Annotated in this window: 20 protein-coding genes and 5 pseudogenes; 5 read left to right on the top strand and 20 right to left on the bottom strand. The window is 56.2% G+C overall.

All coding sequences use genetic code 11. From position 1 onward, the window contains the following. Window positions 1–773 precede the first annotated feature (773 nt). Window positions 774–1,769, top strand: a complete 996-nt coding sequence (locus K6M89_RS27445; protein ID WP_004673281.1) for an AraC family transcriptional regulator — start codon at window positions 774–776, stop codon at window positions 1,767–1,769. Window positions 1,770–1,839: 70 nt separating this feature from the next. Here K6M89_RS27445 and K6M89_RS27440 read toward each other — a convergent pair whose 3' ends face one another. After that, window positions 1,840–2,025, bottom strand: coding sequence for a hypothetical protein (locus K6M89_RS27440; RefSeq protein WP_004673279.1), 186 nt, complete (start codon window positions 2,023–2,025; stop codon window positions 1,840–1,842). A 521-nt stretch (window positions 2,026–2,546) separates the two neighbouring features. Next, window positions 2,547–4,556, bottom strand: coding sequence for a HAMP domain-containing methyl-accepting chemotaxis protein (locus K6M89_RS27435; RefSeq protein WP_004673275.1), 2,010 nt, complete (start codon window positions 4,554–4,556; stop codon window positions 2,547–2,549). A gap of 398 nt (window positions 4,557–4,954) precedes the next feature. Between K6M89_RS27435 and K6M89_RS27430 the strand changes: the two are divergent. Beyond that, window positions 4,955–5,414: pseudogene (locus K6M89_RS27430) on the top strand (helix-turn-helix domain-containing protein); the annotation flags it as partial. Between the two features lie 512 nt (window positions 5,415–5,926). Beyond that, a pseudogene (locus tag K6M89_RS31785) lies at window positions 5,927–6,417 on the top strand (reverse transcriptase domain-containing protein); the annotation flags it as partial. A 68-nt stretch (window positions 6,418–6,485) separates the two neighbouring features. Here the strand turns inward: K6M89_RS31785 and K6M89_RS27420 are convergent. The 11 genes from K6M89_RS27420 to K6M89_RS27370 form a co-directional block, all read right to left on the bottom strand. After that, complete coding sequence (locus K6M89_RS27420) at window positions 6,486–6,671, bottom strand: hypothetical protein (protein WP_004668636.1); 186 nt, start codon at window positions 6,669–6,671, stop codon at window positions 6,486–6,488. Between the two features lie 284 nt (window positions 6,672–6,955). Next, window positions 6,956–8,443 (bottom strand): NAD-dependent succinate-semialdehyde dehydrogenase, encoded by a 1,488-nt coding sequence (locus K6M89_RS27415; protein WP_004668634.1) that lies wholly within the window; start codon window positions 8,441–8,443, stop codon window positions 6,956–6,958. Between the two features lie 23 nt (window positions 8,444–8,466). Further along, a complete protein-coding gene (locus K6M89_RS27410; RefSeq protein ID WP_004668632.1) occupies window positions 8,467–9,486 on the bottom strand; it encodes an ABC transporter permease in 1,020 nt (339 codons plus the stop codon). An 11-nt stretch (window positions 9,487–9,497) separates the two neighbouring features. After that, window positions 9,498–10,472 (bottom strand): ABC transporter permease, encoded by a 975-nt coding sequence (locus K6M89_RS27405; RefSeq protein ID WP_008534336.1) that lies wholly within the window; start codon window positions 10,470–10,472, stop codon window positions 9,498–9,500. Next, a complete protein-coding gene (locus tag K6M89_RS27400; RefSeq protein ID WP_004668627.1) occupies window positions 10,469–12,022 on the bottom strand; it encodes a sugar ABC transporter ATP-binding protein in 1,554 nt (517 codons plus the stop codon). Before K6M89_RS27400 ends, K6M89_RS27405 begins: the two co-directional genes overlap by 4 nt. A 91-nt stretch (window positions 12,023–12,113) precedes the next feature. Next, on the bottom strand, window positions 12,114–13,280 hold the full coding sequence (locus K6M89_RS27395) for an ABC transporter substrate-binding protein (RefSeq protein WP_004668626.1): 1,167 nt from the start codon (window positions 13,278–13,280) through the stop codon (window positions 12,114–12,116). 25 nt (window positions 13,281–13,305) lie between these two features. Further along, complete coding sequence (locus K6M89_RS27390; RefSeq protein ID WP_004668623.1) at window positions 13,306–14,202, bottom strand: alpha/beta fold hydrolase; 897 nt, start codon at window positions 14,200–14,202, stop codon at window positions 13,306–13,308. Continuing rightward, window positions 14,199–14,582, bottom strand: a complete 384-nt coding sequence (locus K6M89_RS27385; protein WP_004668622.1) for a hypothetical protein — start codon at window positions 14,580–14,582, stop codon at window positions 14,199–14,201. The genes K6M89_RS27390 and K6M89_RS27385 overlap by 4 nt, the downstream gene beginning before the upstream one ends. 77 nt (window positions 14,583–14,659) lie before the next feature. Beyond that, complete coding sequence (locus K6M89_RS27380) at window positions 14,660–15,088, bottom strand: carboxymuconolactone decarboxylase family protein (protein ID WP_004668619.1); 429 nt, start codon at window positions 15,086–15,088, stop codon at window positions 14,660–14,662. A gap of 77 nt (window positions 15,089–15,165) precedes the next feature. After that, window positions 15,166–16,050: an NAD(P)-dependent oxidoreductase gene (locus tag K6M89_RS27375; RefSeq protein ID WP_004668614.1), complete on the bottom strand. Its 885-nt coding sequence runs from the start codon at window positions 16,048–16,050 to the stop codon at window positions 15,166–15,168. A gap of 314 nt (window positions 16,051–16,364) precedes the next feature. Then, window positions 16,365–17,045 (bottom strand): GntR family transcriptional regulator, encoded by a 681-nt coding sequence (locus tag K6M89_RS27370; protein WP_004668612.1) that lies wholly within the window; start codon window positions 17,043–17,045, stop codon window positions 16,365–16,367. A 596-nt stretch (window positions 17,046–17,641) separates the two neighbouring features. Here K6M89_RS27370 and K6M89_RS27365 point away from each other — a divergent pair. Next, window positions 17,642–17,977 carry a helix-turn-helix domain-containing protein gene (locus K6M89_RS27365; protein WP_026188835.1) on the top strand — a complete coding sequence of 112 codons (336 nt, stop codon included), beginning with the start codon at window positions 17,642–17,644 and terminating at the stop codon, window positions 17,975–17,977. A 160-nt stretch (window positions 17,978–18,137) separates the two neighbouring features. After that, window positions 18,138–18,463, top strand: a pseudogene (locus K6M89_RS31675) (HipA domain-containing protein); the annotation flags it as partial. A gap of 223 nt (window positions 18,464–18,686) precedes the next feature. Here K6M89_RS31675 and K6M89_RS27360 read toward each other — a convergent pair. The 7 genes and pseudogenes from K6M89_RS27360 to K6M89_RS31910 form a co-directional block, all read right to left on the bottom strand. Continuing rightward, a pseudogene (locus tag K6M89_RS27360) lies at window positions 18,687–20,387 on the bottom strand (DUF3141 domain-containing protein). Window positions 20,388–20,424: 37 nt separating this feature from the next. Continuing rightward, complete coding sequence (locus K6M89_RS31550; RefSeq protein ID WP_004668605.1) at window positions 20,425–21,078, bottom strand: DUF3141 domain-containing protein; 654 nt, start codon at window positions 21,076–21,078, stop codon at window positions 20,425–20,427. A gap of 402 nt (window positions 21,079–21,480) precedes the next feature. After that, window positions 21,481–21,674: pseudogene (locus K6M89_RS27355) on the bottom strand (IS21 family transposase); the annotation flags it as partial. A 65-nt stretch (window positions 21,675–21,739) separates the two neighbouring features. Further along, window positions 21,740–23,269 carry a zinc-binding metallopeptidase family protein gene (locus K6M89_RS27350; RefSeq protein ID WP_004668604.1) on the bottom strand — a complete coding sequence of 510 codons (1,530 nt, stop codon included), beginning with the start codon at window positions 23,267–23,269 and terminating at the stop codon, window positions 21,740–21,742. Window positions 23,270–23,741: 472 nt separating this feature from the next. Continuing rightward, window positions 23,742–24,197, bottom strand: a complete 456-nt coding sequence (locus K6M89_RS27345; protein WP_004668602.1) for a hypothetical protein — start codon at window positions 24,195–24,197, stop codon at window positions 23,742–23,744. Between the two features lie 31 nt (window positions 24,198–24,228). Further along, complete coding sequence (locus K6M89_RS31915) at window positions 24,229–25,086, bottom strand: tyrosinase family protein (protein ID WP_438826591.1); 858 nt, start codon at window positions 25,084–25,086, stop codon at window positions 24,229–24,231. Between the two features lie 15 nt (window positions 25,087–25,101). After that, window positions 25,102–25,740: a tyrosinase family protein gene (locus K6M89_RS31910; RefSeq protein ID WP_438826590.1), complete on the bottom strand. Its 639-nt coding sequence runs from the start codon at window positions 25,738–25,740 to the stop codon at window positions 25,102–25,104. Between the last annotated feature and the right edge of the window lie 106 nt (window positions 25,741–25,846).

Here is a 25,846-nt window from a genome sequence, read left to right as displayed (position 1 = left end):
GAGTCCGTACCCGCTAAGAAGAGCGCAAAGTCAACTCAATGCGACGAGGCGCGGCTTACGCATTGATATTTGCCGCGACCGCCTCGCTTAGTAGGCCAAAAGAACTCGTCGACGTCTTTGCGTCTCCGAGTGTTGAGCCTGGAGCGTGCCTCTCTTATACGTCATAACCGAAGTATGCTGATGCGCAGGATAAGAGGACCAGCGTGTGGCGAAATCGTGGGGCCATCCTACAGCACAATCATTTTTCTCCGTGTCGACTCAACGGCCTCCAAGGTCGGTTGGCGTAGGTTCTCTCCCACTCATAGCACTCCCACCCTTCCCGTGACGGGCTGCGATCGAAAGCAGCCCGTCACCCCTCGCCTTGGGAGGCATCTTTAGATTGATTTGCCGTGCGGGAACTCCACTAGAACCGTGGCAGATTTCCCTGATGCTGCCTTGCCTTTGATCAGGAATAGCATTAACGTATATCAGACAATCTGTCAATCTGTTCGAGGCTTGTGGAAGCCAGTCATCGCATCATTAGAGGCTTCCCAACTGCAGCGCTGAAAAACTAGGAGGCCATCTCGAGCGGGAGAACGTGGATGTCGGTGCTGGTGATGATCCGCCATGACGAAAGCCTAGGGAATGAGAGATTCAACCGGCCTCCACAAAGGTCCGAATCGGTCATGTACGCGATCAAAATCGCTCGCACGCCATCCGGTCTCGAGCTTTGAAGGTTTGGAAAACTAGTCCCGGCATGTGCGAGTTGGTGTTCATAGATAGGTTTATATTGGATGACCGAAAGTTTGTTCAGCAAGCCCGATGAAGGGACCTTAGTGAAAGACAACTTTATCGAGGGCTCCGATCCCGAACGTCTTTTGCCTTTGATATCATCGCCCCTGGCGTCCTCTGACCTTGCTCAACACGACAGTAGATCGCTTAACTCTCGCTGCAGTCGAATTTCCCTTGATGGTTTTGGCGTTGCGGATGCCCATCATGAAGGGGCGTTCTCGGTCATGATAGATTCCCCAGTTGACGTCGTAACGGTCTTCCTGCCGGCGTCCGGGAATGCAGTCTTTCATTGGTCTGGGCAACAGGTAGAGTCGCCGCATGTTGCAAATGCTCCGCTGAATGCCCGACAAGATGGCATAAGATCTCAACTGTCATTGACGATCGATACGCAATCCTTGCGTGACAAGCTTTCTCGCATGCTCGATCGGACGATCAGCGGAAATCTGCAAATTCAGCCGACCCTTGATCTTGCATCGAGCGCGGGAACGCTCATGCGAGAACTAGCCCTGTCTGCCCATCGCGGCCTCAGTGCCGGGGGGGCTCTGCGACAATGCCCGTCGGCCTATAGCTCGCTCCTCGACGCGATAGAGTACCTTTTGATCGAAAGCTGTATGCATCGCTATACCGATGAACTTCGTCGTCCGTCTCCGTCTCCCACGCCTCGCCACGTGAAACGGGCAATGGAGTTTATGGAAGAGCATATGGCTCAACCCATTTCCCTTAACGATATCGCCGCTGCGGCCAAGGTCAGCGTGCGGACTTTGCAGCACGGCTTCCGACAATTTCGTAATACCAGCCCCACAATGCACCTCCGAGACTTGCGTATGTGCGCAGCTCGACAGGAACTGCTGCAAAACGGCGCTAAAATCAGCGTTTCGGAAATAGCGCTTAAGTGGGGCTTCACACACCTCGGCCGTTTTGCTGCAGAGTACAAGAGACGTTACGGCGAACTGCCATCTAAAACAGTGCATATGATGGCCTCTCCGCCCGAAAGCTGACCCGGAAATAGCCCTTCGCGATGGCGCTGTGGTTCGCAGCGCTCCACCGGGCTATACCATCGCTGCGCCCTTAATTTTTCGGTCTGTCGCCACAGACGGTCAGCAGCCGAGCGTACAGTGCTTCAAGGTGATTGGTGATTTGGATCATTTGCAGCCGCTCTTGCTCCAGGCGCTGCGACTGTGCATCTTCGTGGCTTTCTAAGTGGGTATCTGTCTTAGCCTGTTGCCCGAAATTGATTGCGATAACTTTGGACATCTTCGAACTCTCGTTGAATTTCGTTAATACTCCGCGTCTTGAAGGAAGACAGTCGCGGAAGGTGAAAAAGCAAAAGTCTGCTAGGCAGCTGCGATGCGTCCTGATTGGTGCCAAACCTTTGCTCAAAACTAAGGGAGCATTCCATCCCTTGTTCAAGCGGAGTGATTCCGTAGCTGAAGGTTGGGTCGAAGTCGCGCCTAAGTCCGAACCGGTTGGATCCGATCGCCGTTGATCGATAGAATGCCAGAGACCTGATCGACGACCGGGCCGATGATACCATCTGCTACCTCAACGACGACAATGGCGCTGTGGCTAGACCGATGGGATTGGTTATCTCGGCAGCAAGCTCTATCACCGGAATGACAGAACCGGCAGATCCCTGAACCGAGAACATGCGTTAGGGGCAGCGGCGTCGCCTCTGCTAACCCCCGGATTTCCGGGATCAACGTCGTCTTCATGCAGAACTGCTGGCTGCCAGATGGAAACCGATAATATCCTGCGGTGAATTATGACATGATTCATTAAAACTCTTCCCATTCCTTAGTCGCGACAGCGGCTGTAGTACGTCCGCCGAAGGCGCCGGCAAGCTTCTGGGAGAGGGCACGCGCTGGCGAGGCGGCCGGCTTACCGTTCTGGTGGGCAACACGCCGTACAAAAGTCGAACCGTCGAGCCTGAAGCGCGCAATAAGCCGCGCCAGATTGGAAGCCTCATCCGCCAACCGGTTGGTGGCCGCCGTCGATTCTTCCACCATCGCCGCATTCTGCTGGGTCGTCTGATCCATCTGGTTGACCGCAGTGCTGACTTCCGCCAGCCCGGTCGATTGCTCTCGTGCCGCCGTCGAGATCGTATGAACGTGCTCGTTCACCTTGATCACGTGGCCTCGGATTAGACCAAGGGCATCGCCTGTGGCCGTTACCAGCCTGACCCCAGTTTTGACCTCGTCGCCGGACCGGTTGATCAGCGCCTTGATATCCTTGGCGGCAGTGGCGGAGCGCTGTGCCAGTTCACGCACCTCCTGAGCCACAACGGCGAAACCCTTTCCAGCGTCACCCGCACGCGCCGCCTCGACGCCGGCGTTAAGGGCCAAAAGATTGGTCTGGAAGGCGATCTCGTCAATGACGTTAATGATCTGGCCGATTTCATCCGAGGCCTGCTCGATGCGGCCCATGGCGGCGACCGCGTCTTTGACAACCGCGCTCGACTGCTCGGTGCTTCTGCGTGCCTCATCGACCATATGGCTGGCTTCCGTGGCTCTTTCTGTCGAGCTTTTTACCGCCACCGTGATTTCCTCAAGCGCCGAAGAGGTCTCCTCCAGGGCCGCGGCTTGCTGTTCCGTGCGCTTTGAAAGGTCGCCTGAGGCGATGCGCATCTCGCCGGCTCCGCCGTTGATCGTGTCGACGGCGGAGCGAACCTCGCCTAATACGGATCGAAGGGCTGCCATGGTGGCGTTGACATTACTCTTCAGTTCACCAAAGGCTCCCTGAAACTCGCCGCACATGTTTTCCGTCAGATCCCCATCGGCAAGCGCTGAGATAACTCGGCGAGTTTCGGCGATGCCCCGGTCAACAGAGGTGACCAGCTCATTGACGCTTCCTGCAAAACGGTCGAGAGCCGCATCGCCGTATTTCTTGGTGATGCGATGGGTGAAGTCACCGGCTACGGCGGCTGACACCACCTCGGCAATGCTCGACTGCAAGTCGGCGCTCTTGGCCTGCAACGCGGCCTCCTGCGCGTTCAGATCGCGGGCCTTGATGCTGTTTTGCTTGAATACCTCAACGGCTCTCGACATCTTGCCGATTTCGTCGGCGCGCATTGCGAAAGGAACCTCAGTGTCGAGATTACCATCTGCCAGTACGCCCATCGTGGTAGTCAACCGCGAGATCGGATCGGTAATCTTCCGGATGCAGTAAAGCAGGGCTATAATGCCCGTCGTAGTTGCCAGCGCCATGGCAAGAATGGTGACCAAAACCGTCGATGAAACGGCGCCCATCGTGTTTCCGACGGCCGCGACTCCACCACGCTTGTTAACTGCGACATCCTGGTCAAGGAGCGCTCCGCTATCATTATACAGTTTCGTCGTGGCGTCACTCGTTAGAAGAGCAAATGCTTCATCCTTCTTGCCTGCCTGCATTAGTTTAACAATCCGCTCGCCATCCTCCTGATATTGCGTCCACAAAGCGGAGAACGCGTCATAGGCCTGACGCTCCTCGCCGGATGTCACCATCGGCTCATATTCACCACGGGCATTCGCGAGATCCTCCATCTTCTGGCGGAAGGTGGTGATATTATGCGCAAGGCTCGTCGAATCTGATGAGTTTGTCACCAGCCTGAACTGCAGGATGCGGTAGTCCCCGGTGATCGTATTGATCCGATTTATCACATCGATCGATGGCAGCCAGTTGCTGGCAACTTCGGATATATTGCTCCTAATGGACAGCAGCTTGACGATACTCACGATGCCCTGGCCCGCCGCGAGAAGAGAGAGCAGAACAAATATCAAAGATAAAGCGAGTCTAATGGACTTGGGCATAAAGGCAAACCTTTTAGGTGAGGTGGACGATCGACTTGTCTACTCAAATCTTCCAATTGCCGTTTCATTCATTCGAACGGCAGATCAATCTTGTGGGTCTGTGACATAGCTGAGAATACCTATTGGTTGCGTTGGTTAATGAAGCCTTTCCTGCCCGTCTCGAATGCAAAAAGACGACGTTTTAAGGATAGTCAGGCGTCCAATGGATCGTCCGCGCTTACAAGGAGGATGCAGCCGGCAAAATTTCATTTGGCGCCGTTCGAAGAGCATCATCGTTTTCAGCAACCGAGTTTCGCCCCGCCACGAGCGACCTAGAGCAAGTCCTGCGATCGATGAATCGATTGTGATGTGACGGCGTCCATCGAAGCTGATTCAACTCCACAGAGAAGAGGTGGATGATGGGACAGGCCCTGAGCGATGATCTTCGAATACGGGTTTTGAAAGCGTCTGCGGCGGGCATGTCGGCTCGACAGGCTGCGGCTCGTTTCGGAGTTGGGATTTCGACGGCGATCCGCTGGATTGCAAGAGCGAAAGAGGGTGAGCTGACTGCTCGGCCACAGGGCTGGAGACGACCTTCGGCAGTGGATGCACACGAGGAATTCGTTGTCGCGTTGATCAACGAGCGTAGGGATGTGACGCTCGATGAGATGGTTGAGCGCTTGTCCGTCGAGCGGCAGGTGAAGATCAGCCGCAGCGCACTTGGCGCTTGGCTTCGAAGCCGTGGGTGGACCTTTAAAAAGGACCGCACACGCACTGGAGCAGGACCGACCGGACGTCCTGAAGCGCCGGCGCGCCTGGTTCGATGGTCAATTGGACCTCGATCCGGAGAAACTGATCTTCATCGACGAAAGTGTGCTGCAGAGGCACGGAAGGAGTTCAGTGTGAGCTAACCCCGTAACGTGAAGCTGCGTGAATGATGGAGGATGGCCCTCCGGGATCGGCTTTCAGGAGCGGGTCTCAAACCAGTCCGAGCTGCTGCGGTAAAGAGCCGTGGTGGTGAGCGCCGGATGAAAAGTTCGGACGAGATCCGAGCAGGTGCGTGTCCGAAGACGAACGAAAGTGAACCCTCCGAAGACGCGCCGTTATGAATATAAGCGTCGTCGAAACCAGGACTGTTTCGTCATCCTGGGACAAGTCCGCCGGGTGCCTGATGATTGGGCGGGCGGCGACCGGCGTAGAGGGGGCGTGAGTTGGACACAGGCTTTCACCCGGAACTGCAGGAACCAGGCTCCTGATGCCAAGGGAGAAGCCCAAGCGGAGAAACCGTAAGGCGAGAGTACCGATGCAGGAGACTGGGGCGGACCGATCCGTATGAGCGTTGAGGGCCCTGTAATGGGGCCGGAGCAAAGGGATCGGATCAGGTGGTCGTATTGTTTGGAACAACTGGAAACAGGACTTCGATAGGTACGACAGACAAGCCGTTTCGGATTGAGAAGCGGCAAGTGTACGAAGCTTACAAAGCGGTCAAAGCCAACCGTGGTGCAGCCGGGTGGACGGTGAGACCCTGGAGATGTTTGACAAAGACCTTGCGAGAAATCTCTACAAGATCTGGAATCGGCGGTCAGTGATCGGATCGCGCAGATGGTGGTCAAGCAGATGATTGATCCGGAATCCGACATCAAAGCTGTTCGACAATCTTCCGCATGATCTCTTGCTGAAGACGGTCAGAAAAGACGTTAAATGCAACTGGGCTCTGCTCTACATCGAAAGATGGTTGACCGCGCCTATGGAAAAGAACGGAGAAGTCATTGAGCGGATGCGTGGTACCCCGCAAGGGGGCGTGGTCAGCCCGATCCTATCGAATCTCTTCCTGCATTACGCGTTTGACGTCTGGATGACCCGGACGCATCCGGATCTACCATAAAGGCCTGGCGCCGGCGAAGATCGGCGGCTACGTCAAACCGACACTGAGGGTGCGGCCGCCGACAACTACACCTTGACGCGTCGCTGGTTGACGCGAATGGCTTTCGCTTGACCCTCCACGCTGGCACGTGCAGCATCGTCGGCCTGATCGATTTCAGGACGAACGCGTGCATCGATCGGGTGGTGATCATGCTCCTGCTCAGGACTCCGATACGTTGAAACGACAACGCCACGGTGCAACAGCTCGTTCATGTCGTGTTACCTCTTCGAAGGCTACAAGCTATCTGGGAAAGACTTACCTTGTAGGGCATTGGCGGAAGGATCGACAATCGAAAAGACAGGCAGAAATCTCGTCTGCAAGGCCGGCCCCAGAAGGGGTCGGAAGGGAAGATCCGTAGGACAGCTCCCGCGAAACCTCTAGAAAAGTCCAGCCTTTTGAGACCTCGCAACCGGCGGAGAGGATGTTGCTGTCCTGCCTCTATTCAACAGACCTCTCCCCCTTTAAGTTCAGTCGGCGAGCGACCCTTGGGCGATCGCTATGCGCCGATCCCGCCCATGCAGACGTATTTCATGGATAAGAAGTCATCCATTCCGTACTTTGAGCCCTCTCGGCCGAAGCCGGATTGCTTGACGCCGCCGAATGGCGCTAATTCGGTGGAAATCAGACCCGTGTTCACGCCAACCATGCCGTATTCCAGCGCCTCTGTGACCTTCCAAACGTTCCTGAGGTCGTTGGCGAAAAAGTAGGCTGCCAAGCCGAATTCCGTATCGTTCGCGAGTTCGATGACTTCCTCGACAGTATCGAACTTGAACACCGGAGCCAGAGGCGCGAAGGTTTCCTCACGCGCAACCTTCATATCCTTTGTGGCACCCGAGAGAAGCGTTGGTTGGACGAACGTGCCTCCGCGAGCATCGCGGTCACCACCAACCACGACAGTCGCACCCTTGGTCACAGCGTCATCGATATGACCATAGAGCTTTGCTACCGCTTCATCGTTGATCAACGGGCCGATCGTCGCCCCGCTCTCAAACCCGTCAAGAACCTGCAAGGCACTCACGCGCATTGCCAGCTTCTCGACGAACCTGTCATGGATCCCGCTCTGTACGTAAATACGGTTCGCGCACACGCAGGTTTGACCCGCGTTACGAAACTTAGAAAGCATAGCCCCCTCGACCGCCTGGTCGAGATCTGCATCGTCGAAAACGATAAACGGCGCATTGCCGCCGAGTTCCAGGCTCAGCTTCATGATCTTCTGGGCGCCTTGCGCCATCAAGATACGGCCAACTTCGGTCGAACCGGTGAAGGTCAGTTTCTTGACGACCGGGTTGGAGCAGACCTCCTCGCCAAACATTCTTGCATTATCCGTCGGGAGGACGCTGAACAAGCCATCGGGTATTCCGGCACGCTCCGCGAGGATCGCCAATGCAAGCGCCGATAACGGAGTCTCGGCAGCAGGCTTGAATACGATCGCGCAGCCGGACGCGAGCGCCGGCGCGATCTTGCGGCACACCATCGCCGACGGAAAGTTCCAAGGAGCGATGGCGGCCACAACGCCAACCGGCTGCTTGATGACAAGCAGTCGCTTGTCGGCCTGGTGACCTGGAATGGTGTCACCATAGACACGCTTGGCTTCCTCACCGAACCATTCGATGTAGGAAGCGCCGTAAGCAATCTCGCCACGCGCTTCCGCCAGTGGCTTGCCCATTTCCGATGTCAGAATTACGGCCAGGTCTTCAGCGTTAGCTACCACCTCTTCGTAGAACTTCCGCATGATCAGCGAGCGTTCCTTCGCCGAAACCCTAGCCCACTTCTTCTGTGCAGCCTTTGCAGCATCGATAGAGGCTCGCACTTCAGCAAGGCCAGCGCTAGGCAAAGAGGCAAGGACGTCCATCGTGGAGGGGTTTAGCACGTTGATGCGTGTGCCGTTTACCCCTTCGCTCGACCACTTTCCTCCAACCAGCATCTGCTCGCGAACGAGAGTCTGGTCCTTCAAACGGCCTAGCAGGGTGCTGGAGATTGCCATGGATCTTCCTTTCTATGCATTGATCATATCTGATTTCGAATGTGTGGTGACCGTGCGTATATCGCGACCATCGGAACGATGAGCAGACCGACGACAGCCTGCTGCGCCGGAAAGTTCAGTCCGAGGCCAACTAGAAGCGAGGTCAGTACAGTCAGGACAAGAACACCGAGCACTGTCGCGCCATAGCCGCCCGCCCCACCAAGAAGCGACGTCCCTCCAATCACCACCGCTGCTACGGTGGTGAAAAGATAAGGGTCGCCCACGCCGACGAAGCCACCACCGGAAAACCCTAGTAGCAGCATGCCCGTGATTGCAGACATGGCACCGCTGACGCTATGGATGACGGTCCAGACCTTGAATTCGGAGATTCCGAGGCGGGCGGCCGCCGTCCGGCTTCCGCCGACGGCGTAAATGCTGCGGCCAAACCAGGTGTTGTACATGAACCATCCAAGCGCGATGGCGACGATAGCCCAGATCACGATGACCGGAGGCAGCGACAGGCCGAAAAACTTTCCGTTGAACGCCGAAATGTTCCTCAGCCATTCGGGTACCGGAGCAAACACTGTACCACCAAACGCCGAGCCGAGTGAGGTGTAGATCTGGACCGCACCGACGGCCGCGAAGCCAACTCCGAGCGACATGATCAGCGCTTGCCCTTGGAGACGGAAGCTCAGGGCGCCATTGGCGGCCCCGACAAGCGCACCGAGGAGCATGACAACCAGCATCGCGAGGGGAGCGGGAATACCTGCGACCATAAGGCTGGGAAGGAGGATGTTCGCGCCTCCAATAATATATGGTATCGAAAGATCGAGCGCACCGACCAGAGCGCACAGGGTCTGGCCAATGGAGGCAAGCCCCAGAAACGCTGCGAGAAGAAGGATTGAACGCGCGTTTTGGGATGATACGAAGCCGGGGACCAGCAATGCACCGAGTGCTAAGAGAGAGGCCAGAAGAACAAAGCCAATGACGATGCTCCGATGAGCCTTGAGCGGGTTAGACTTCTGAGCCGATTTGATTTCGGAATTCATAACTGTCGCGACCATTATCTTGCTCCTTACACAACCGCGCGGCGACTGATGACAAAGACGTTCACGAGAAGTGATCCGACGAGGATTAAGCCGAATGCCATCTGGGTAACGAACCCCGAAACCGTGCCGAAGTTGAAGGTGGAGAGGAGATAGGAGATGAGGAACATGTTGATCGCGCCAAGCGTAGATCCAAGTGCTCCACCACGACCACCGGAGAGGCTCGCACCTCCGAGAACCAGGGCCGTAACAGCCTGAAGGGTGTAGGTGCTGCCCTGCGTCGGATCACCAGAGGAGATCAGCGCCGTGTAGCTGAGGGCGGCAAGTCCAGCGAATGCTCCACCAACAACGTGGGCGATGATGCGGACTGCGTCCACTCGAACGCCGCTCGTATACGCCATGCGCTCATCCGCACCCGTCATGCGAAGGTTGCGGTAAAACATAGTCCCCCTGAGAAGGAGCCATAATGCATACGCTGCAACCAGCAACAGCAAAACAGGTGACATGATGTCGGTCCCCGCCCCCCAGCTAAGCATCCAGTCGGGCGCGACTCCACCCGGTCGGGACATCACCATCAGGTTCAACCCGGAGAGGACAAGAAAACCCGACAGCGTAACGATTATCGGAGCGACACGCACATAAATGATAACCAGCGCCTGGAGTAGCTGGAATGCCGCTCCCAGGCCGACTGCCCATACTATCACTGCGATAGGGTTGGTAATTCCGTTACCCACAAGCCAGGTAATAAGGGTAACGTTGATGAACCCCATCAAGGGGCCAACTGAAAGGTCCACTGCTCCACGACCCGCCATGACAATGGGGGTGAGGGCAAGCGCCGTTAGAATCAAGGGCGTGGCGACAAGGATTGCACCTGCGAGGCCGTTGTTCGTGAATAGCCCGTGTCCGCGTAGGGCAACGGCGACCAAAAGGACAATGAATAGGCCGGCCGGCACGAAGAGGGAACGGTCCTGGGTGATTTGACGGAATGCGATTCCAGACATCATGCAGTCCTTTCCAGATCGAACTCGATGGAGGCGTTTGGCGATTTTCCAAACATTGCGGCCAAGATTGGCTCTTCCGCTATGTCCTCGCCTGCTAGCGACCGGAAAAGCCTTCCAGCAAAGAAGACGTCGACGCGGTCCGCAAAGCCGATGAACTCTTCGATTTCGCTTGATAGATAAATCACGCTGCCACCCTTCTCCGTGAACAGGCGCAGTTCGCGGTAGAGATCGCGCTTCGTTCCGAGGTCGACACCGCGAGCGGGATCGTTAAGGACGATGACGGACGGTTCGTTTGCAAAGGCACGGCCGATCAAAACTTTTTGCTGATTTCCGCCCGACAGTGAGGTGATCTTGTTCGCCGGACTTCCAATCTTAATCCGGAGCCGATCCACCTCGCGTTTGAACATGGGTTTGAGGCCGGCCTTATTGATTATACCAAGAGGACCGAGGTTCTTTCGATAGACGCCGATGGCAAGATTTTCGAAGATGCTCTGCTGAGGGAAGATACCTTCACGCTTGCGGTCGCCGGAAATATACGAGATTCCTGCTTTGGTAGCGTCTTCGAGCGATGCGACCTTTTTCATTCTCTCGGTGCTGGATGACCAGACTTGGACATTACCACCAAAAGGCTGGATGATACCCGCAACGGCGCGTACGAAAGCGTCCTGCCCCTGCCCGTCGAGTCCTGCAACACCGATGATCGCTCCTTTCGGTAGATCGAAATCGAAGGGCGCTGCCGCGCTGTGAGTAACGAGGTCTCTTACCGCTACCACGGCCGGCGCGGCGGCGCCTACTTGCTTTGATTCGTACGCCTTCGCGTCGCTTGCGTTTCGGTCCGCGGGCGTCATCATTGAAAGCAGGTTCTCTTCAGTTATTTCATGCTTCTCGAGCGTACCAATGGTGACGCCGTCGCGAAGGATCGTGGCTCGATCGGCGATGCGGACAAGTTCAGCGATCCGATGCGTTACGATCAGCACGGTCGCACCTTCCCTACGGAGACGATCAATTTCCTCGTGGAGGCGGATCGTGGAATCGAGGTCTAATGCCGCAGACGATTCATCGAGGATGAGGACCTTCGGCCTGCGCAAGACCGCTCGCGCAATAACTATCCATTGCTTGACGCTCAGAGGCAATGCCCCAACGTTCTGATCGAGATCCACGGGCTTGCCGACGAGGCGTTTCAGGATCTCCTCAGCCTCGGTACGCCGACCACTGCCGCCCTGCGAGCGGAAGATGCCGTCGCGCCCGACATACAGGTTTTCCAATACACTGGCCTCGTCGGCCACCAGCACTTCCTGGAAGATCGTTGTCAGCCCGATGCGCTTGGCGTCAGTCGGAGTCGAAATCTCTTCTCCAAGGACCGAAACGCTCCCGGAATCTGGGTGCAACACTCCAGACATGATCTTCGCCATCGTGCTTTTGCCACTTCCATTCTCTCCGACGATGGCGTGCACTTCTCCGGCCCGGGCTTCAAAATCACACTTCTTTAAGGCCTTAGTCTCGCCGAAAGACTTGGCAACATTGATCAACTTGATCGTAGTTTGGTTTTGCATCGGAGATCCTCTAATCCCAACGGCCGCGCGAGGCGGTCCTCCCACAAGAGAAACTTCTGTCCGGTGGCAAGACCCACCGGGCAGAACAGTTTCACTTCGACACAGGCTTCCAGGGATTAGCCGGGCGTTCGAAGTAGTCTGCAGCAATCGCAGCAGGAAACCACCCGTCCGCCTTGGGCTCCACGAAGTCTGTCGAGTTCAAGTCGCAATCTTCTGGTATTGCCGCGCGGACTTCATCGATGGTGTAAGGCAAGACGGGTCGAAGGAAGGACTGAACCTTAGGGCCTTGTCCCTCCAATGTGCGGAGCATGATCTCCCACATCTGTTGCATCTCGCGACGCGGCGGCCAAATATGGAAACTCCTGTCCACAAACTCGGGGTTCTTGCGCCAGTAGCACGCGGCGGAAGCTTCCCCCCCGAGAGTAATCGGGATCATGTCTCGACCTGACTGCAGCATTGCGTTGAGAACGCCGTTCTCTTGGGCCCCCTGCGTGAGGATCCCATCAATCTTCGTCGGGTTCGTCGCAAGAAACTTCTGAACTTCGACCTGGGCCACCTGGTCGGTCCACTTCCCTGCAACTTCACCGACGATCTTTATGTCGGGGTACTTAGCAAGTGCTTCCTTAGCCGCTTTGTCAAAGCTGTCCGAAGAAGCGAAACCGGGAATACCAGAAACGAGAAGGATATTGCCCTTCTTTCCTATTTTTTCCGCCAGCCACGTCGCCATCTCGGCACCGCCCTGCGCGTGATTGGCCGCGCCATTGATGGCGTATGGCGACGTCACGTAGCCCGAAAATGAGAACACCGGCACACCGGCTTTGTAGGCATATTCGATCGTCTGATTAAGAGCCGTGACGTTCGAGCAGCAGATGATGATTGCATCGACGCCTTCGTCCACCATTTGACGCATCTGCTGGATCTGAACGGCGTCTTTAAGATCCGACTGGGTGACCACGACATCAGACACCAGGCCCGCAGCCTTTGATCGCGGTAAAAGATCGCTCATGACCGCATCGAGAGCTGCGGCTCGCCAGGTGTTGCCAGCGTAGCTGCTTGCATAGCCGATCTTCCACGGAGGACCCTTTTTGGGCTTGAAGTCTTTGTAGGCGCTCGCCCCCAATGGAATCTGCGGATCTACAGTTTCATAGATCTTCTTTTCTGTAGCCGGTAGCTGATCGACACCATCCGCGTAAGCGGTTGTCGCCAGGGCGCTAACCGAGATCAGCGCCCCAAGTGTGACATTCAGAATGCACCTCATTGAAGTTCTCCTCCCGAGAAAAGGATCAGGCAACCTTAGACCGGGCTGCTGATGACTGTTGGATCTCCTCAAGAATCGGCAACAGATACTTCCGGAACTCGCTATAGTCCTCAGTAACGGGAAAATGTCCGAGCTTTTCCATTGTCCAAAACTTGGAGCCTTTGACCAGGTCTGCAGCAATCTTGGTATCGGCCGGGGACGTGTTTGGATCGTATTCGCCCGTGAGGAAGTATAGCATACATTTCGACGTATCGATTTTGCTGGCTTCTTCTGGCGACACATCGTGGTCGTAGTAGTAGTAATAAAGATCACCCGCGAAGATTCCCGGTCCACCGCAGCTGTATTCCCACTGGATTTCACGGACATTCGCTTCTGGCGAGTACGGTGAGATATTCAGCATCATCGCCGCACCGATGGAGGTGCGATTGACGTTTGGATTGTCGAACTCCCTGCGGATGCCAGCCATACCGACGTCGACGTACTCCGCCGCCGAGCGCAACGCACCTTCGACCGAGATCGTGGCGCGGAAGTTGTCCGGATAGTTCGATGCCAGGTCGATCGCGAGATGGCCGCCCATGGAGCTGCCCAAATAAACGGGGCGGTCTAGGTCGAGCGCTTTTGAGAGTTCGAGCTGGAAGTCCATCATGAACTTCTTGGTCATGTTGTATTCCTTCTCCCACCAGCGAACGCCGTAGGGGGGAAGGGACTTGCCGTGATACGGCAGATCGAACGCGATGACGCGAAAATTTTTCGTCACGTCGGAATCGCAAAGCATATGACGGTATTGGCGACCGTCGGACCCTGCCGTATGACCGACGAGAAGCGGAATCCCCTGGCCCGCTTCTTCGTAATAGACGCGGTACTCGATACCTTCTACGGTGAGATAGAGATAACGGCCGATAATGGGGTCAAACTTGGTCATGCTGCTGCTCCTTCAGAACGGGCATTGCGCATCAGGGTGGTCATGCGGTTGAGAGCAGGCAGATACGCGAAGGTTTCGTTGTTACTGCTAAGGTAGAGGCCATGCTTGATGTTTGATGACTGCAAGCACTGATAAAACGGCAAGGGTTTGTGCTGAAGCAGCGCCTCCCACTGTGAACCGGTCCCGCGTATGACGATAGTGCACTTGTCGTCGTCGTATTCGGCCTCTTCCACCTTTAGCAACGTACCGTCCTCGAAATGAAGCGCTACACTGCGGGTAGGGAAATCGCATTTTAATATACCGTTAAGATAACGAGTTTCGCGCTTGAACTCGAAATCCTCCCGCACGAATTCTATGAATTTCTTGAGATCTATCGCCATTTTAGGCTCCTCCCTTGTTGATAAGCGCTGAGAACTCCGCGCATGTTGTACATGCCCCCTCACGGGACAGCACATTCTCAAATGCCCATTTCGGTGAATACTTCCTGGGCATGCCTGAAACTGTCGATGCCTGCTGGCACACCAACGTAGATAGCCACCTGAAGGAAGATCTCCTGGATCTCCTGTTTCGTAACACCGTTGTTGATGGCGCCGCGGATGTGGCCTCTGAGCTCGTGCGGTCGGTTTAAAACCGCTATCATTCCAAGGTTGAGGATCGATCGAGCGCGACGGTCGAGGCCAGGTCGGTTCCAGATATTGTCCCAACAATACTCGGTGACGAGTTCCTGCATCGGCCAGGTGAAGTCGGTCGCCTTTCCGAGGGCCGCATCAACGTAAGCGTCCCCCATCACCTGCCGACGAGTAGCAAGTCCGCGCTTGAACTGCTCCGATGGAGCTGTTCGCTCGCCGGCCTTAGACCCCTTATCTTTCCTGTCCAAAGTGGCCATTGGGTTTCGCTCCCTTCATCATATTTGACAGATTATCAGACAATTTTCAACTGTCAGTTTGGCGTAGTTTTTCGCGGTCAGGCCTGATCTTTCACGAACTGCGCAATTTTCGTATGGTCGACATCGGGGCCTAAAGCATGCCGAGCAGCATCCCAGGCATCAGCGGTACCGGCCAATGTCGGCAGCTGGAGATTGAGCGCCTTCGACAAGTCCGCTGCAATCCTAATGTCTTTCGCCATAAGCCCCAAAGCAAAACCAGAGCCAAAAGTCTCCGAGAGGATGAACTGCTTCATCTTCACTTCTGTTGCGTTGTTCTTGCCAGACGACGAGTTGAGAATATCGACGATCGTTCTAGGATCGAGACCAAACGTTCGGCCAAGAAGAACGCCTTCGATAGCTGCCAGAACCCCGGCTCCCGATACGAAATTGTTGATGGCTTTCATGGCGTGCCCTGAGCCGATCGGGCCTGTCCTAAAAATCTGGCCGCCCATGGCGCACAGGATGGGATCAGCTTGATCGATATCGTCAGAAGCACCGCCTGCCATGATAGTAAGAGAGCCTTCGACGGCTCGCTTCACTCCGCCTGACACGGGAGCATCGACCAGCCGCAAGCCCTTCTGATGCAAGCGTTCTGCGAGCTCACGAGTATCATTGGGCGCCGATGAGCTCATGTCGATGACAAGCGCGTCAGCACTCAGGGATTGCCAGGCCCCATCCTTGAAGAGCGCGTCTTGAACAACCTTGCCGTTGGGAAGCATGGTAACCGCAACATCGGCCCCATTGAATGCTTCCGCTACCGTCTCTGCCGGAACGCCGCCGACGGCCGCGAACCTTTCCCTAGCCTCGGCCGATAGATCAAAGCCAGTGACTTCGAATTGAGCCGACAACAGATGTTGTGCCATCGGCCCGCCCATTGCGCCGAGACCAATAAAGGCGACGCGCAGATTTTTTCGTGGTGACAACGTCCCGCTCCCGAATGTGAGGCAAGCACAATCAGCTACCTCCGTTAGTGAGGAGTAGTTAACGACCTATCAGACAATCTGTCAATCGGAAAATTCATGCTTGGGCCGGCCCTCCCTCGCTACGACGCCAATTTTGCCGTCGCTTCTTCAATCACCTCACTTAAAATGACCGTGCAAGCAGCACCCATCTTATCGTCCGATGGACACCAGAGAGGTTGTTGCGTTGTCAAAAGCACCGTGCCCTGAAGGATTTAATTACACCCGGCCACCTCCAGCATCAGACAATCTGTCAATTTTCAGAAAATCTTATGGCATCAGCCTGAGGTGTTGTTGCGCAGGTACTCGAGTGCGACTTTCGCAGCCATATCAATGTGGTGCTTACAAGCGGCCGCAGCCCTGGGTCCGTTGCGATTTTGGATCGCTTCGGCAATCTCTTTGATTTCTGCAATGCTATGTTTGAGGCGCCCCGGTTGTGTCATCGAAGTCATGCGCAGAAGATTGATCCGGTTGTGCAGCGATGTTAGCATTTGCCTGACGAAGACGTTTTTGCTGCCATCCATCAAGCAGTCATAGAAGGCGTTTTTGGCAGCGATGAGCCTGTGTCCCACGCCGCTTTCCGCCGACGCTTCGAATTCTCTAACGGCATCTTGCAAAGTGGCAATATCTTCCGCCGTTCCATTTTCGGCGAACTGCTGACCAGCAAACCCCTCGAGCAGCGCGCGGACGGTGTAGAGCTGAGCGGCCTCCTCATAGGTTATGATACTGACAACTGGACCCTTGTGGGGGAAGCTTGTGATCAATCCCTCTGCCTCAAGCTGCCGAAGCGCTTCACGGACGGACGTGCGACCCACGCCGATCATTTCGCAAAGCTCGCGCTCGACGAGCCTTTGCCCCGGCTTGAACTTGCCCGTCGCAATAGCCTGTCTGAGCCTTTCTTCGACTTGCACTCGAAGAGAGGCATTTTGCCGAGCGACCTGCAGCTCCACATCTACCATGATCAATGTCCTACGTAGCACTAATGAATTTGAGCTAAATATATGGCTGCTTCGCGGGGAACTTTCAATCAGATTGTCTGATGAGCGGTCATTAGCAACTATTCTAGAGGATTGAGCCCGCTGTGTAGAGGTCGGCTTCCCGATCCATGAGGAACCGATCGGTTGGCGCGCCATAAGTGGAAATTCTAGTCCAAATGGCCTAGTTCAATTGGTGTCCTGATGGCCGACAATGTCCGCCCGCCGATTTCTCAAAACCAGCCACGGTTGCGACCCTGATCGACGAGGTGTCCACGGTCACCGACACCACCGCATCTTCCAGGAGCACCCGTTCGACTAAGGGCCGGGTGCAGCTTGGCAATCGGCAAAAGCCGCATCAGCAGACGATAGTGGTTCCGATCGCGCTTCCAGTCCGGAGGCGGCATCGATCTTGAGCACCTCAAGATCCGCCATCTTTCTTCGCCTGCCAGCCTGGCTCGTACTTGCGCTATCGCTCCCGCGATTCCCATTCTAACCACTTTTCTCTCTGACCATCTCTCTTGAAAAATTGTAACCTTCGTGCTACATATCTAGTGCAATCTGTAGTGCGAAGGTGACAAATTCCGACACCTCACAACGCTCCGGCCGCTGTGCGGCGCGCGCTGCGCAAACTGGGCGCAGACATCCACGACGCACGTCGACGTCGCCGCCTGCCTATGGCGGTAGTAGCCGAACGTGCCTTCACCTCACGCTCAACGCTTCAAAAGATCGAGGCCGGCGACACCAATGTCAGCATCGGCATCTATGCAGGCGTCCTCCAGGCACTCGGCCTGCTAGATGGGCTGAGCCAAGTCGCCGACATCCGTAACGACAGCGTCGGCCAGTCTCTGGCCAATGCAGAGTTGCCCAAGCACGCTCACCCAAGGCGATCACCGGGATCGTCACGCGATGGCTGATTTCGAAGTTCATCTCGACCTTCACGGCCGCACACGTCCCATCTGGCCCGGAGCAATCGCGCCCGTGGTGCCGAAACAATCGTGTTTGAGTATGATCGTGCCTGGCTCGAGGACCCCGGCCGCTTCTCGCTGCAGCCCGCTCTAGCTCTGAGCTGGGGAGAAAAATCACGGCTTTCTGTGGCTCAATAAAGCCAGCTGGTCGTTGTCCCCTGCCTATGACCTCAATCCAGTGCCTACGGATGTCAAGGCGCGCGCGCTGACGACAAACATTGATCTTGATGAAGGCACCTGCTCCCTTGACCTGCTGGAAGAAGCTGCAGGGCTCTACGCCCTAACGCTCGCCGAGGCTCGCGCGATCATTAAGGAAGTCGCGACACCGCAAGGTGGCGCGAGACCGCCAAGGCGGTCGGTGCGCGGTCAGCCGAGATCAACCGTATGGCCAGTGCGTTCGATCACGATGATTTGCAGCGAGCGCCAGCCCTATGACGAGAGCCTTCCTCCACAGTTTCAATCCGCCCTCTGCCGGCCCGATCACTGAACCGGATTACGGCATCGTTGCGTTGTAAAGGACGGATGTCCAATGGCAATTTTCCGATCTGCGGTCCTGGCTGAATTTGCGATGGAATTGTTTCAAGCGCCTCCGTGACCAACGAGCGAAAACCAATAATTATGTGATTCGGTGAGATCGAGACGCTACTCTACGAACAAACTATGTCACTGCCAGCGGATCCTCAATCACATCGACGATCGATGGCTGGCCAAGCACGTCCGCGAAGCGCTGTAGCATGGCAACAGTACTCGATGACATCTCCGCCCTGGAGCCCGGGATATAGCAAGCGGCTGCATAAGCGAGTTGCCGTTGCCTCGGTTCCGTTAGCAACAGCGGCAGCGTCTCCATTGCTTGCTCCGGCTCAAAGGTGACGATAGCCGTCTGCACGCGAGTGATTTCGGCCAAATGATCAGCGCTTAGTGAGCGGAAGGGCTCGTCCTCGGTCAGCACCCGTGACCAGCGCGCCAGGCGGTCGCGTCGGATCCCGCCACGATCGCTCACCAGGAGTACGACCATACGGATGATGGCATCGGCGAGTCCGCCGATCGCGATCCTCCTGAGCGCATTGGCGATGTCCGGCTGCCATCTCATATCGTCAAGTGTCGTCCCTTTGCGGTATGCTTCGTGGGGATTGTCAAAATATCGCTGCCAAGGGTTGTTCCAGATCATGTGAAACGCGAGCTCATAACCCATGTCGCGCCAGTCGCGCATGACCACGATCGCCTGTTCGACAGCCTTGAAATAGAGCGCTTCCGCAGCCAGGAAAGGATTTTCCGCTGCTGCGTTCGCCCGGGAGTTCCGTACCTGCTCTGAAATTGACTTATAGCCAACCATGATCGGATTCTGAGAAGACAGCAGCGATCGCTCCAGCCGCTTTGGATGGAACATTCGGCTGGCGTCTGCTGAGATGTCTGTGACCGCGGCCTGCACAAAGGGGCGGGCAACTGTGTGATAGATCTGCGCTTGCAGTTCAGAGACGCGGGCGACGGCAGCGAAGGGACCTCCATCGTCATGGCCATCGTTAAACTCACGGATATTCTCGAAGGTGCGCTCGATCAGTTCAACACTATAGCTCTTGTGTCCAGCATCTTCTTGAATGTCCGTGATGCGCATCTCGTAAAGGCCAGGCAACAACGCCTCAATTGCCTCGAGCGTGCTTGCAACCTCATTGTATTCTTTGTTGATTACTCTCGAGGAAACGAATGTACCGAGGTGACCGACGTCGTTGTGTACCATATAAATAATGTGCTGGCCGAGAAGGCGGATTTCCTCCTCGTTGTCATAGATTTCGGGGATCCAATTCAGCGCCTGCTGCGGCGGCGTTACATTGTCGCCATGACTGGCAAATATGATAATAGGCGCCCTGATCTTCTTAAGGTCGAAATGCCGCCGGTCCGGCTCCCCATACGCCTTGTTGTGCGCCAGTCGATTACCAACAAAGAGGTGCTCAACTATCCAGCGGATCTCGTCTCCCCGCATCAGGCAGAAGCCGCCCCACCACTTCTCAGCCTTAAGGAAGGCTTCGCTCGCCGCATCCACATCTCGGAACAGTTCGACATACTTCATGAATAACTGGCGCTCGGGATTGAGCGTTTAGAAATTCTGTACGAGATGGGCGCCGTCGAAGATGCCTCCGCCCAGATCTGACAAAAACATGGTTATCCAAGCTCCCCCGAAGAGGCCCGCCATGTAGCGGAGGGTATTTTCACCGATATTTCCCGAGGTAGGTGTCACCGGCGATCCGTTGAGGATGATCGGGCCAGCTAAGTCGAGATTTGTCGCAACCATCAGAAGGGTAGCCCAGCCAGCTTGGCAGTTGCCGACTACGACTGGAAGGCGGGCAAGCGGATGCAGGCGCATGACCTCACGAACAAAGGCCGCTTCCGCATACGTGACATTAGAGAGATACTGCCCCCCCCTCTGGCTCTCGGCGGAAGGACACCAAATAAACCGGGTGACCTTCCCGGAACGCTACGCCGACCTGGCTGTCTTCTTTGTGGCCACCGACGCCGGGACTATGTCCGGCGCGCGGGCAAATGATTATGAAGGGGCGCTTCGTGTCATCGACGTTAACACCTTGGGGCGGGATCATTCGAAGTAACACGTAATTGGATTTCAAGGGCAGATCGTTTCCATCCATAACTGTCTCGTAGTCGCAGAAGAAAACCGGCGGACAGCCTGCCGCTTCATGTTCGAGGAAGATGTCGCCGCGCTGTCGGAGAAGATCCATGCACAATATGGCGCGCTCACTAGCGTCGCGCAGGTATTCCGCCCAAGCGTAGCCCAAATTCCCATTGCCGTGCACCTCGCGTAGACTCTCGGCAAGACGTTCGGCCTCAGTAAAGAGCTTTCCCTGGCGGGTAGAGTGGCTGTCGCACATGACTTGCACGCGGCGCAATAAGGCAACCTGCAGAATTTTAGCGGTTTCAGCGCCCGCTTCCGCCAAGCGTTGGAACATCGGGAATAGACTTTGGGTCACTTGGCTCTCCAGTTCCGTGGATGGCGCTTCAATCCACCGGAGCGGGTTTAGAGATGTAAGAATATCCGCCATCGTTTCAACTCCTCTATGGTTATGATCCCGTACGCATACATACGTGCCAGATCGATCGTGCTTCCGTCTGGCGAGGTGCTCGGTAGGCAATGCCGACGCCTAGGAAAGCAGTTTGACGACTTCCGACCCCAACGAGTTACCGCCGCATTCATCCCCTGCAATGTCTATGCCAAGCACTGGGTCAGCCAGCTACGCCGGGAGAGGGGCAGCAAGCTCGTCGCCAGGGAATGCCACACAAAGTCTTCATTCAGCCTGGATCAGCAGTTTCTCCCAGCTCGTTGGAGACTATCGGAGGACAGGAGGTGATGGATTCGCCTGCGGTGTGGGATCCCACCAACTAGGATGTTTCAGCGGCCGTCCGCGTGGCTTTGGTTGGGGCTAAGGCTGGTGGTGGCATGGTTTATAGACGATGCCTTCTGTCTGACGCTCACCGATGACGGCAGTCTTCATCCGGTCGCAAAGCACTCCCGCGGAGCGCCGCCGAGAGCCTCGAAGGCCGCGATGTGGAAACGCAGGCCGGTCATCTCATGCATGACGAAGCGTGCCCAGATGGGACGGCTATGACCCGGCACTATCGTGAACTGCCAGATGATCCTCGGCGCCAGTTAAAGTGCCGATCGCGTGACACCGCCATTTTCGCTGGCGTTAGTGTTGGTCAGGTTTACAGCAGATCACCGATAACAGTGGACAGGTTAAACGGAACGATTCCGATCTCACCACGCGGCATCCTGTCGAGCAAGTCGACCGTGCGGGCAAAGGTTTCGACTTGCTGAAAGGCGTAATCAGGGTCGAGCCGGTCCAAGCCTCCGCCCGGCAAGACCTGGCAAAGATAGTCCGGTATCGGACAGCTTGATATCGTCGGAATTCCTGATGCGTATAATGGCTGTCCTTCGCCCAACATCACCTGCGCCGCCGCTGGGGCGACTATCAGCGCGCGTACCTTTTTGCGCCCGCGTGCGGCAGCGATGTACACGCCACTCATCGACTTATTACTGGTATAGATCAAATCGAGTTCCGGCTTCCCGGTGGGCGCGGGGTGCCCTTTTGCAAAGTCATCTCGCCACTCGGTACATCCAAGATGCTCAATCGTAGCTCCTGCAACGGCTTTAGCATGGCCGGGTTTGCCGTCCCACAATTCTGGATGCATTTCGAGCCAGGTCGCCGTCGCCTGATTCCCGTGGCGGCCGAACTGGGCAAGCTGGAAATGACCCGTGACGAGTACGAAGACGAGGCTTCGGTTGCGGGCAGATTTCGGTAGCGAGGAGAAATAATGCGCCAGAGCGAGTACCCCAGCACCGCCGTTCTCTTCGCACGCATTAGGTCCATCGGTGTGGGTGTTGATGATGATTGTCTCAAGCAGGTTGCAGCCCGGCAAAACCGCATAAATCGTATCGGTCGCAACGTCTTCCAACGTGCCATCCAAGGTCAGGCGACCGCTCAAACCGTGCTTGATCGCGGCTTTGATCCGCTCTCCTTCAGATTGCGCCACCCATATTGCAGGTAAGCCCCAATACGGTGTGGTGAATGGCAGCACCTGCCCCTTCAACTGCACTTCCGAGACGCCTTCGAAAATGCAAACGACGGCTAAAACCCCTGCTTCACGCGCCTTGTCGATCGGTACGCCAAGCAAACCGGTGATAAGCGGCGTGGTTACGGCTTTGGGAAAGTCTATGCCTTCCGGCAGGCTGCCGCGTCGATTGGTCACCAGTTCGAGGAATGCCGCCAGATCCCGACGCTTTACCGTCACCACCGCAATTTTGCCGCGGGCTTTCTCAAACGCCTGAACCCGACCGTTGAAAAGAACCATCTTACCCGAGATACCGCCGGGAGGTGTAAGCCCGGAATACGGGAACGGCGCCGCTACCTCAATTACTTCACCATTTGACAGTTTGAACGCGGTGGTTCGTGGCATCCACCGGCGCATCGTGAGTTGATCGCGCTTCACCTCAAGGCCCATCCCTCTCAACTCACCAGCAAGATAATCGATTGCCCGTGCTTGCGCCGGGCTGCCGGTCAATCGGGGGCCGAAACTGTTGAGCCTTTTGATCCAACTCCAAAGTTTCCGCTGATCAGGGAGTGCGGGGATGGACGGCTTTCGCTGCTCACTGAATCCGGTGCTGGGAAAAGCCGGGAATACGATCCCGGCGAGAAGAGCAGTGAGCCCAACAGTCGAAAAATCTCTTCGTTTCAAGACTAACCTCCGCGCCTCTCTATCACGATACCTATGGCCGCACGCCGCCCGTGTCCTTGCAAATCCAGTGCCATTAAAAGCACACGTCTAATCTTCAGTTTTGAATTGAACGCGCAGTCTGAATCGGTTTTGGACCGCGTGCGAAGTCAATGCAGCTTTCGGACAGACTCCGCGCAAGCATCTGAAGTGGTTGAAGAGTCACTTTACTGATCTAGGAACGCGTCGTTGGTTCAATGCCTTTAAGAGCGACTTTATCTTGAGCCTAGTCTCGGGTCGGCCAAAAACCTTTGCCTGCTTGCAGACGACCATCAGTCGCCGAATGCAGCGGCAAGACTGTAAACTGTTGACCACGATAGGCGCTGCGCGTTGGACCTTTGTCACAACAACCTATCAAAACCCTCTATTTTATCCGGCGGACTTTCATTGCCGCCAAGGTTCTGGAGCTAGCGGCAAATCAGCCCCGACTGCCAATCTATTCGATGCTTGCGTCGCTGATAGTGATGCTGGCGCCCGAACCGCCGCCTGTTTGAGGCTCCAGCCGGATAATGACGGTCTGTGGCTGACGGCAAGACGGGTCATCGGGCAAGGGAAACCCAAATCGTTGAGGCTTTGCCCCGTCCAATACCGAAAACGCCTTGTTCGGAAAAATACCAAACCTACCAATTTCGCGAACGTTACTGCCGCAGTCAAGCGAAACGACCGTCGTCACTGGTCCTGAAGTCGACGGTTCATAACCAGTGACAGTAAGGACGACCCGCGCACTGGTATCAGCCGATGAGTGGACTGCTCTGCTCGATATGGTTATCGTCGCGGGCTTACTGGTCGTTGCCCGCATGTCGCTCTCGTTAGCTTGAACCGGGCTGACGATGCGCAGCATCGATAATGCCGCCGCACGAATAGCGATAAGCACCCAACGATGATAGCGCATCGATGTCTCCACAACCCAGCCAGTCCGGATGTTAGGCGGACACTATGGCTATTTCTAGCTTTGCGGGCTCTACGGCGCCGGGTTTGCCCGCTCCCGATCCGACAGGAATGAGCTGCAGGTCGATGGCCTCGCCATCCGTCTGCCCCCTTCCGCCGTAAACCCGCTGGATCGCGTCCGTCAGATCGAGGACGAAGGATGGTTTGCGATGATGGTCGCCGTCATGACCGAGAACGGCGAAAGAACCGACGTAATGGGGATCGGTGACGGGCGTATCGGCCTTAAGGTCGTTCTTGCCGAGAAACACCCGAACGCTGGTCGTGCTGGCACTGGTGATCTCGACATCGCGCAGGAATGCCAGCACACGAGGAGCGGAGGCCGCCTGCTCCTGTGCCGCGCCGAAATCCATTGTATCCATGCCGGATGGCAGAGGCGGTTGGCGGACGATCTCCTGCAATGCGCCCGCCGGGATCTTGATCGGCAGCGAAAGCGGCACGTTTTCCGTTGCCGCCTTGCTGTTGTCCGTGGAGGTGGTCGTCACGCCGGCGACTGCAGCATCGGTCGCCGTCGCCGCGATCACGGACGTGAGTTTATCGTTCAGGGCCAGCGTTTTGGCGCTCGCCGCCGCGACCTTGAAGTAGGTCCGGAAACCATAATTGTATCCGAGTTCCTCTGGAACATAAAGGTCAGAGACCTTCGGGGACCAGAAGTTGCCGTCGACATCGTAAAAATTGTCGGTGAACGGCATGTCGGCCCAGAGCCGATCCGTGCTGTTGGCGTTGCGCAAATTCCACGTCGCCCAGATGCGGTCGATGTTGCAATGATGCATGAAGAAGATCGGATCGCGGGGCGACGACATTTCCGGCATCCAGCCACCGATATTGTTGTGCACCTGATTGTGCGGTGTCTATTCCAGCGTCCCCTGCGTGCCGCTGCTGGTGGTGACCCAGGAAGGATCGAGTGAGTTCTGTCCCTGGGGGCGGGTGGTGCCGAAGACCTCGTATGGCTTCGCCGTTAGGATGGTGTTGAGAACCTGTGGCCCAACTATATTGTCCGGCATCGGCTGCGTGATTGGCCAGGTGCGCGACGAAACATAAAGTGGATTGTCCTTGCCGTCGGGCGTCTTTTGCATTGTGAACACTTCGGGCAGGTACGGATTGTCGGTCCAGTCCCAGAACGGCATAGCGAAATCGTTGTTCTTGGTCACGTGCCGAACGATGCGCTCGTACATAGCCGTATAGGCCCTGTGCCACGGCAGGAAATACCAGTTGCCATGCGGGCAGTATTTGACGACGTCACCGCTGCCGTGAATTTTCGAGAGGTTGACCCAGTTGAATTTGTCGCTGGCGGGAAGGGCGTTGAGAAGGCGCACTGCGTCGCGATAGGTCTCGATGATCGGGTCGTTCCAGGCCAAGCCCTGCAGTGAGCGCCGCCAAGGGATTGACGGTATCTGCGCGAAGGCTTTTGTCCCCGGTAGGCCGCTGGCGAGCAGGCCTGCTGCAATGACGCCACCCTGAACGATGACATGTCTGCGTGTGATGCTCATCTTACTCTCCCTTGGATTTGAATTGTCCTTCGCCAAGATTAATGCCGCTTTTAGGACGGTTCCGCGCCGTCTGGGCGCGGGAGCAGTGGGCAATTCGCACCACCAT

The sequence above is a fragment of the Rhizobium croatiense genome, assembly GCF_019793465.1.
Lineage (GTDB): Bacteria > Pseudomonadota > Alphaproteobacteria > Rhizobiales > Rhizobiaceae > Rhizobium > Rhizobium croatiense.
This window is presented reverse-complemented; position numbering and strand designations above follow the sequence as displayed.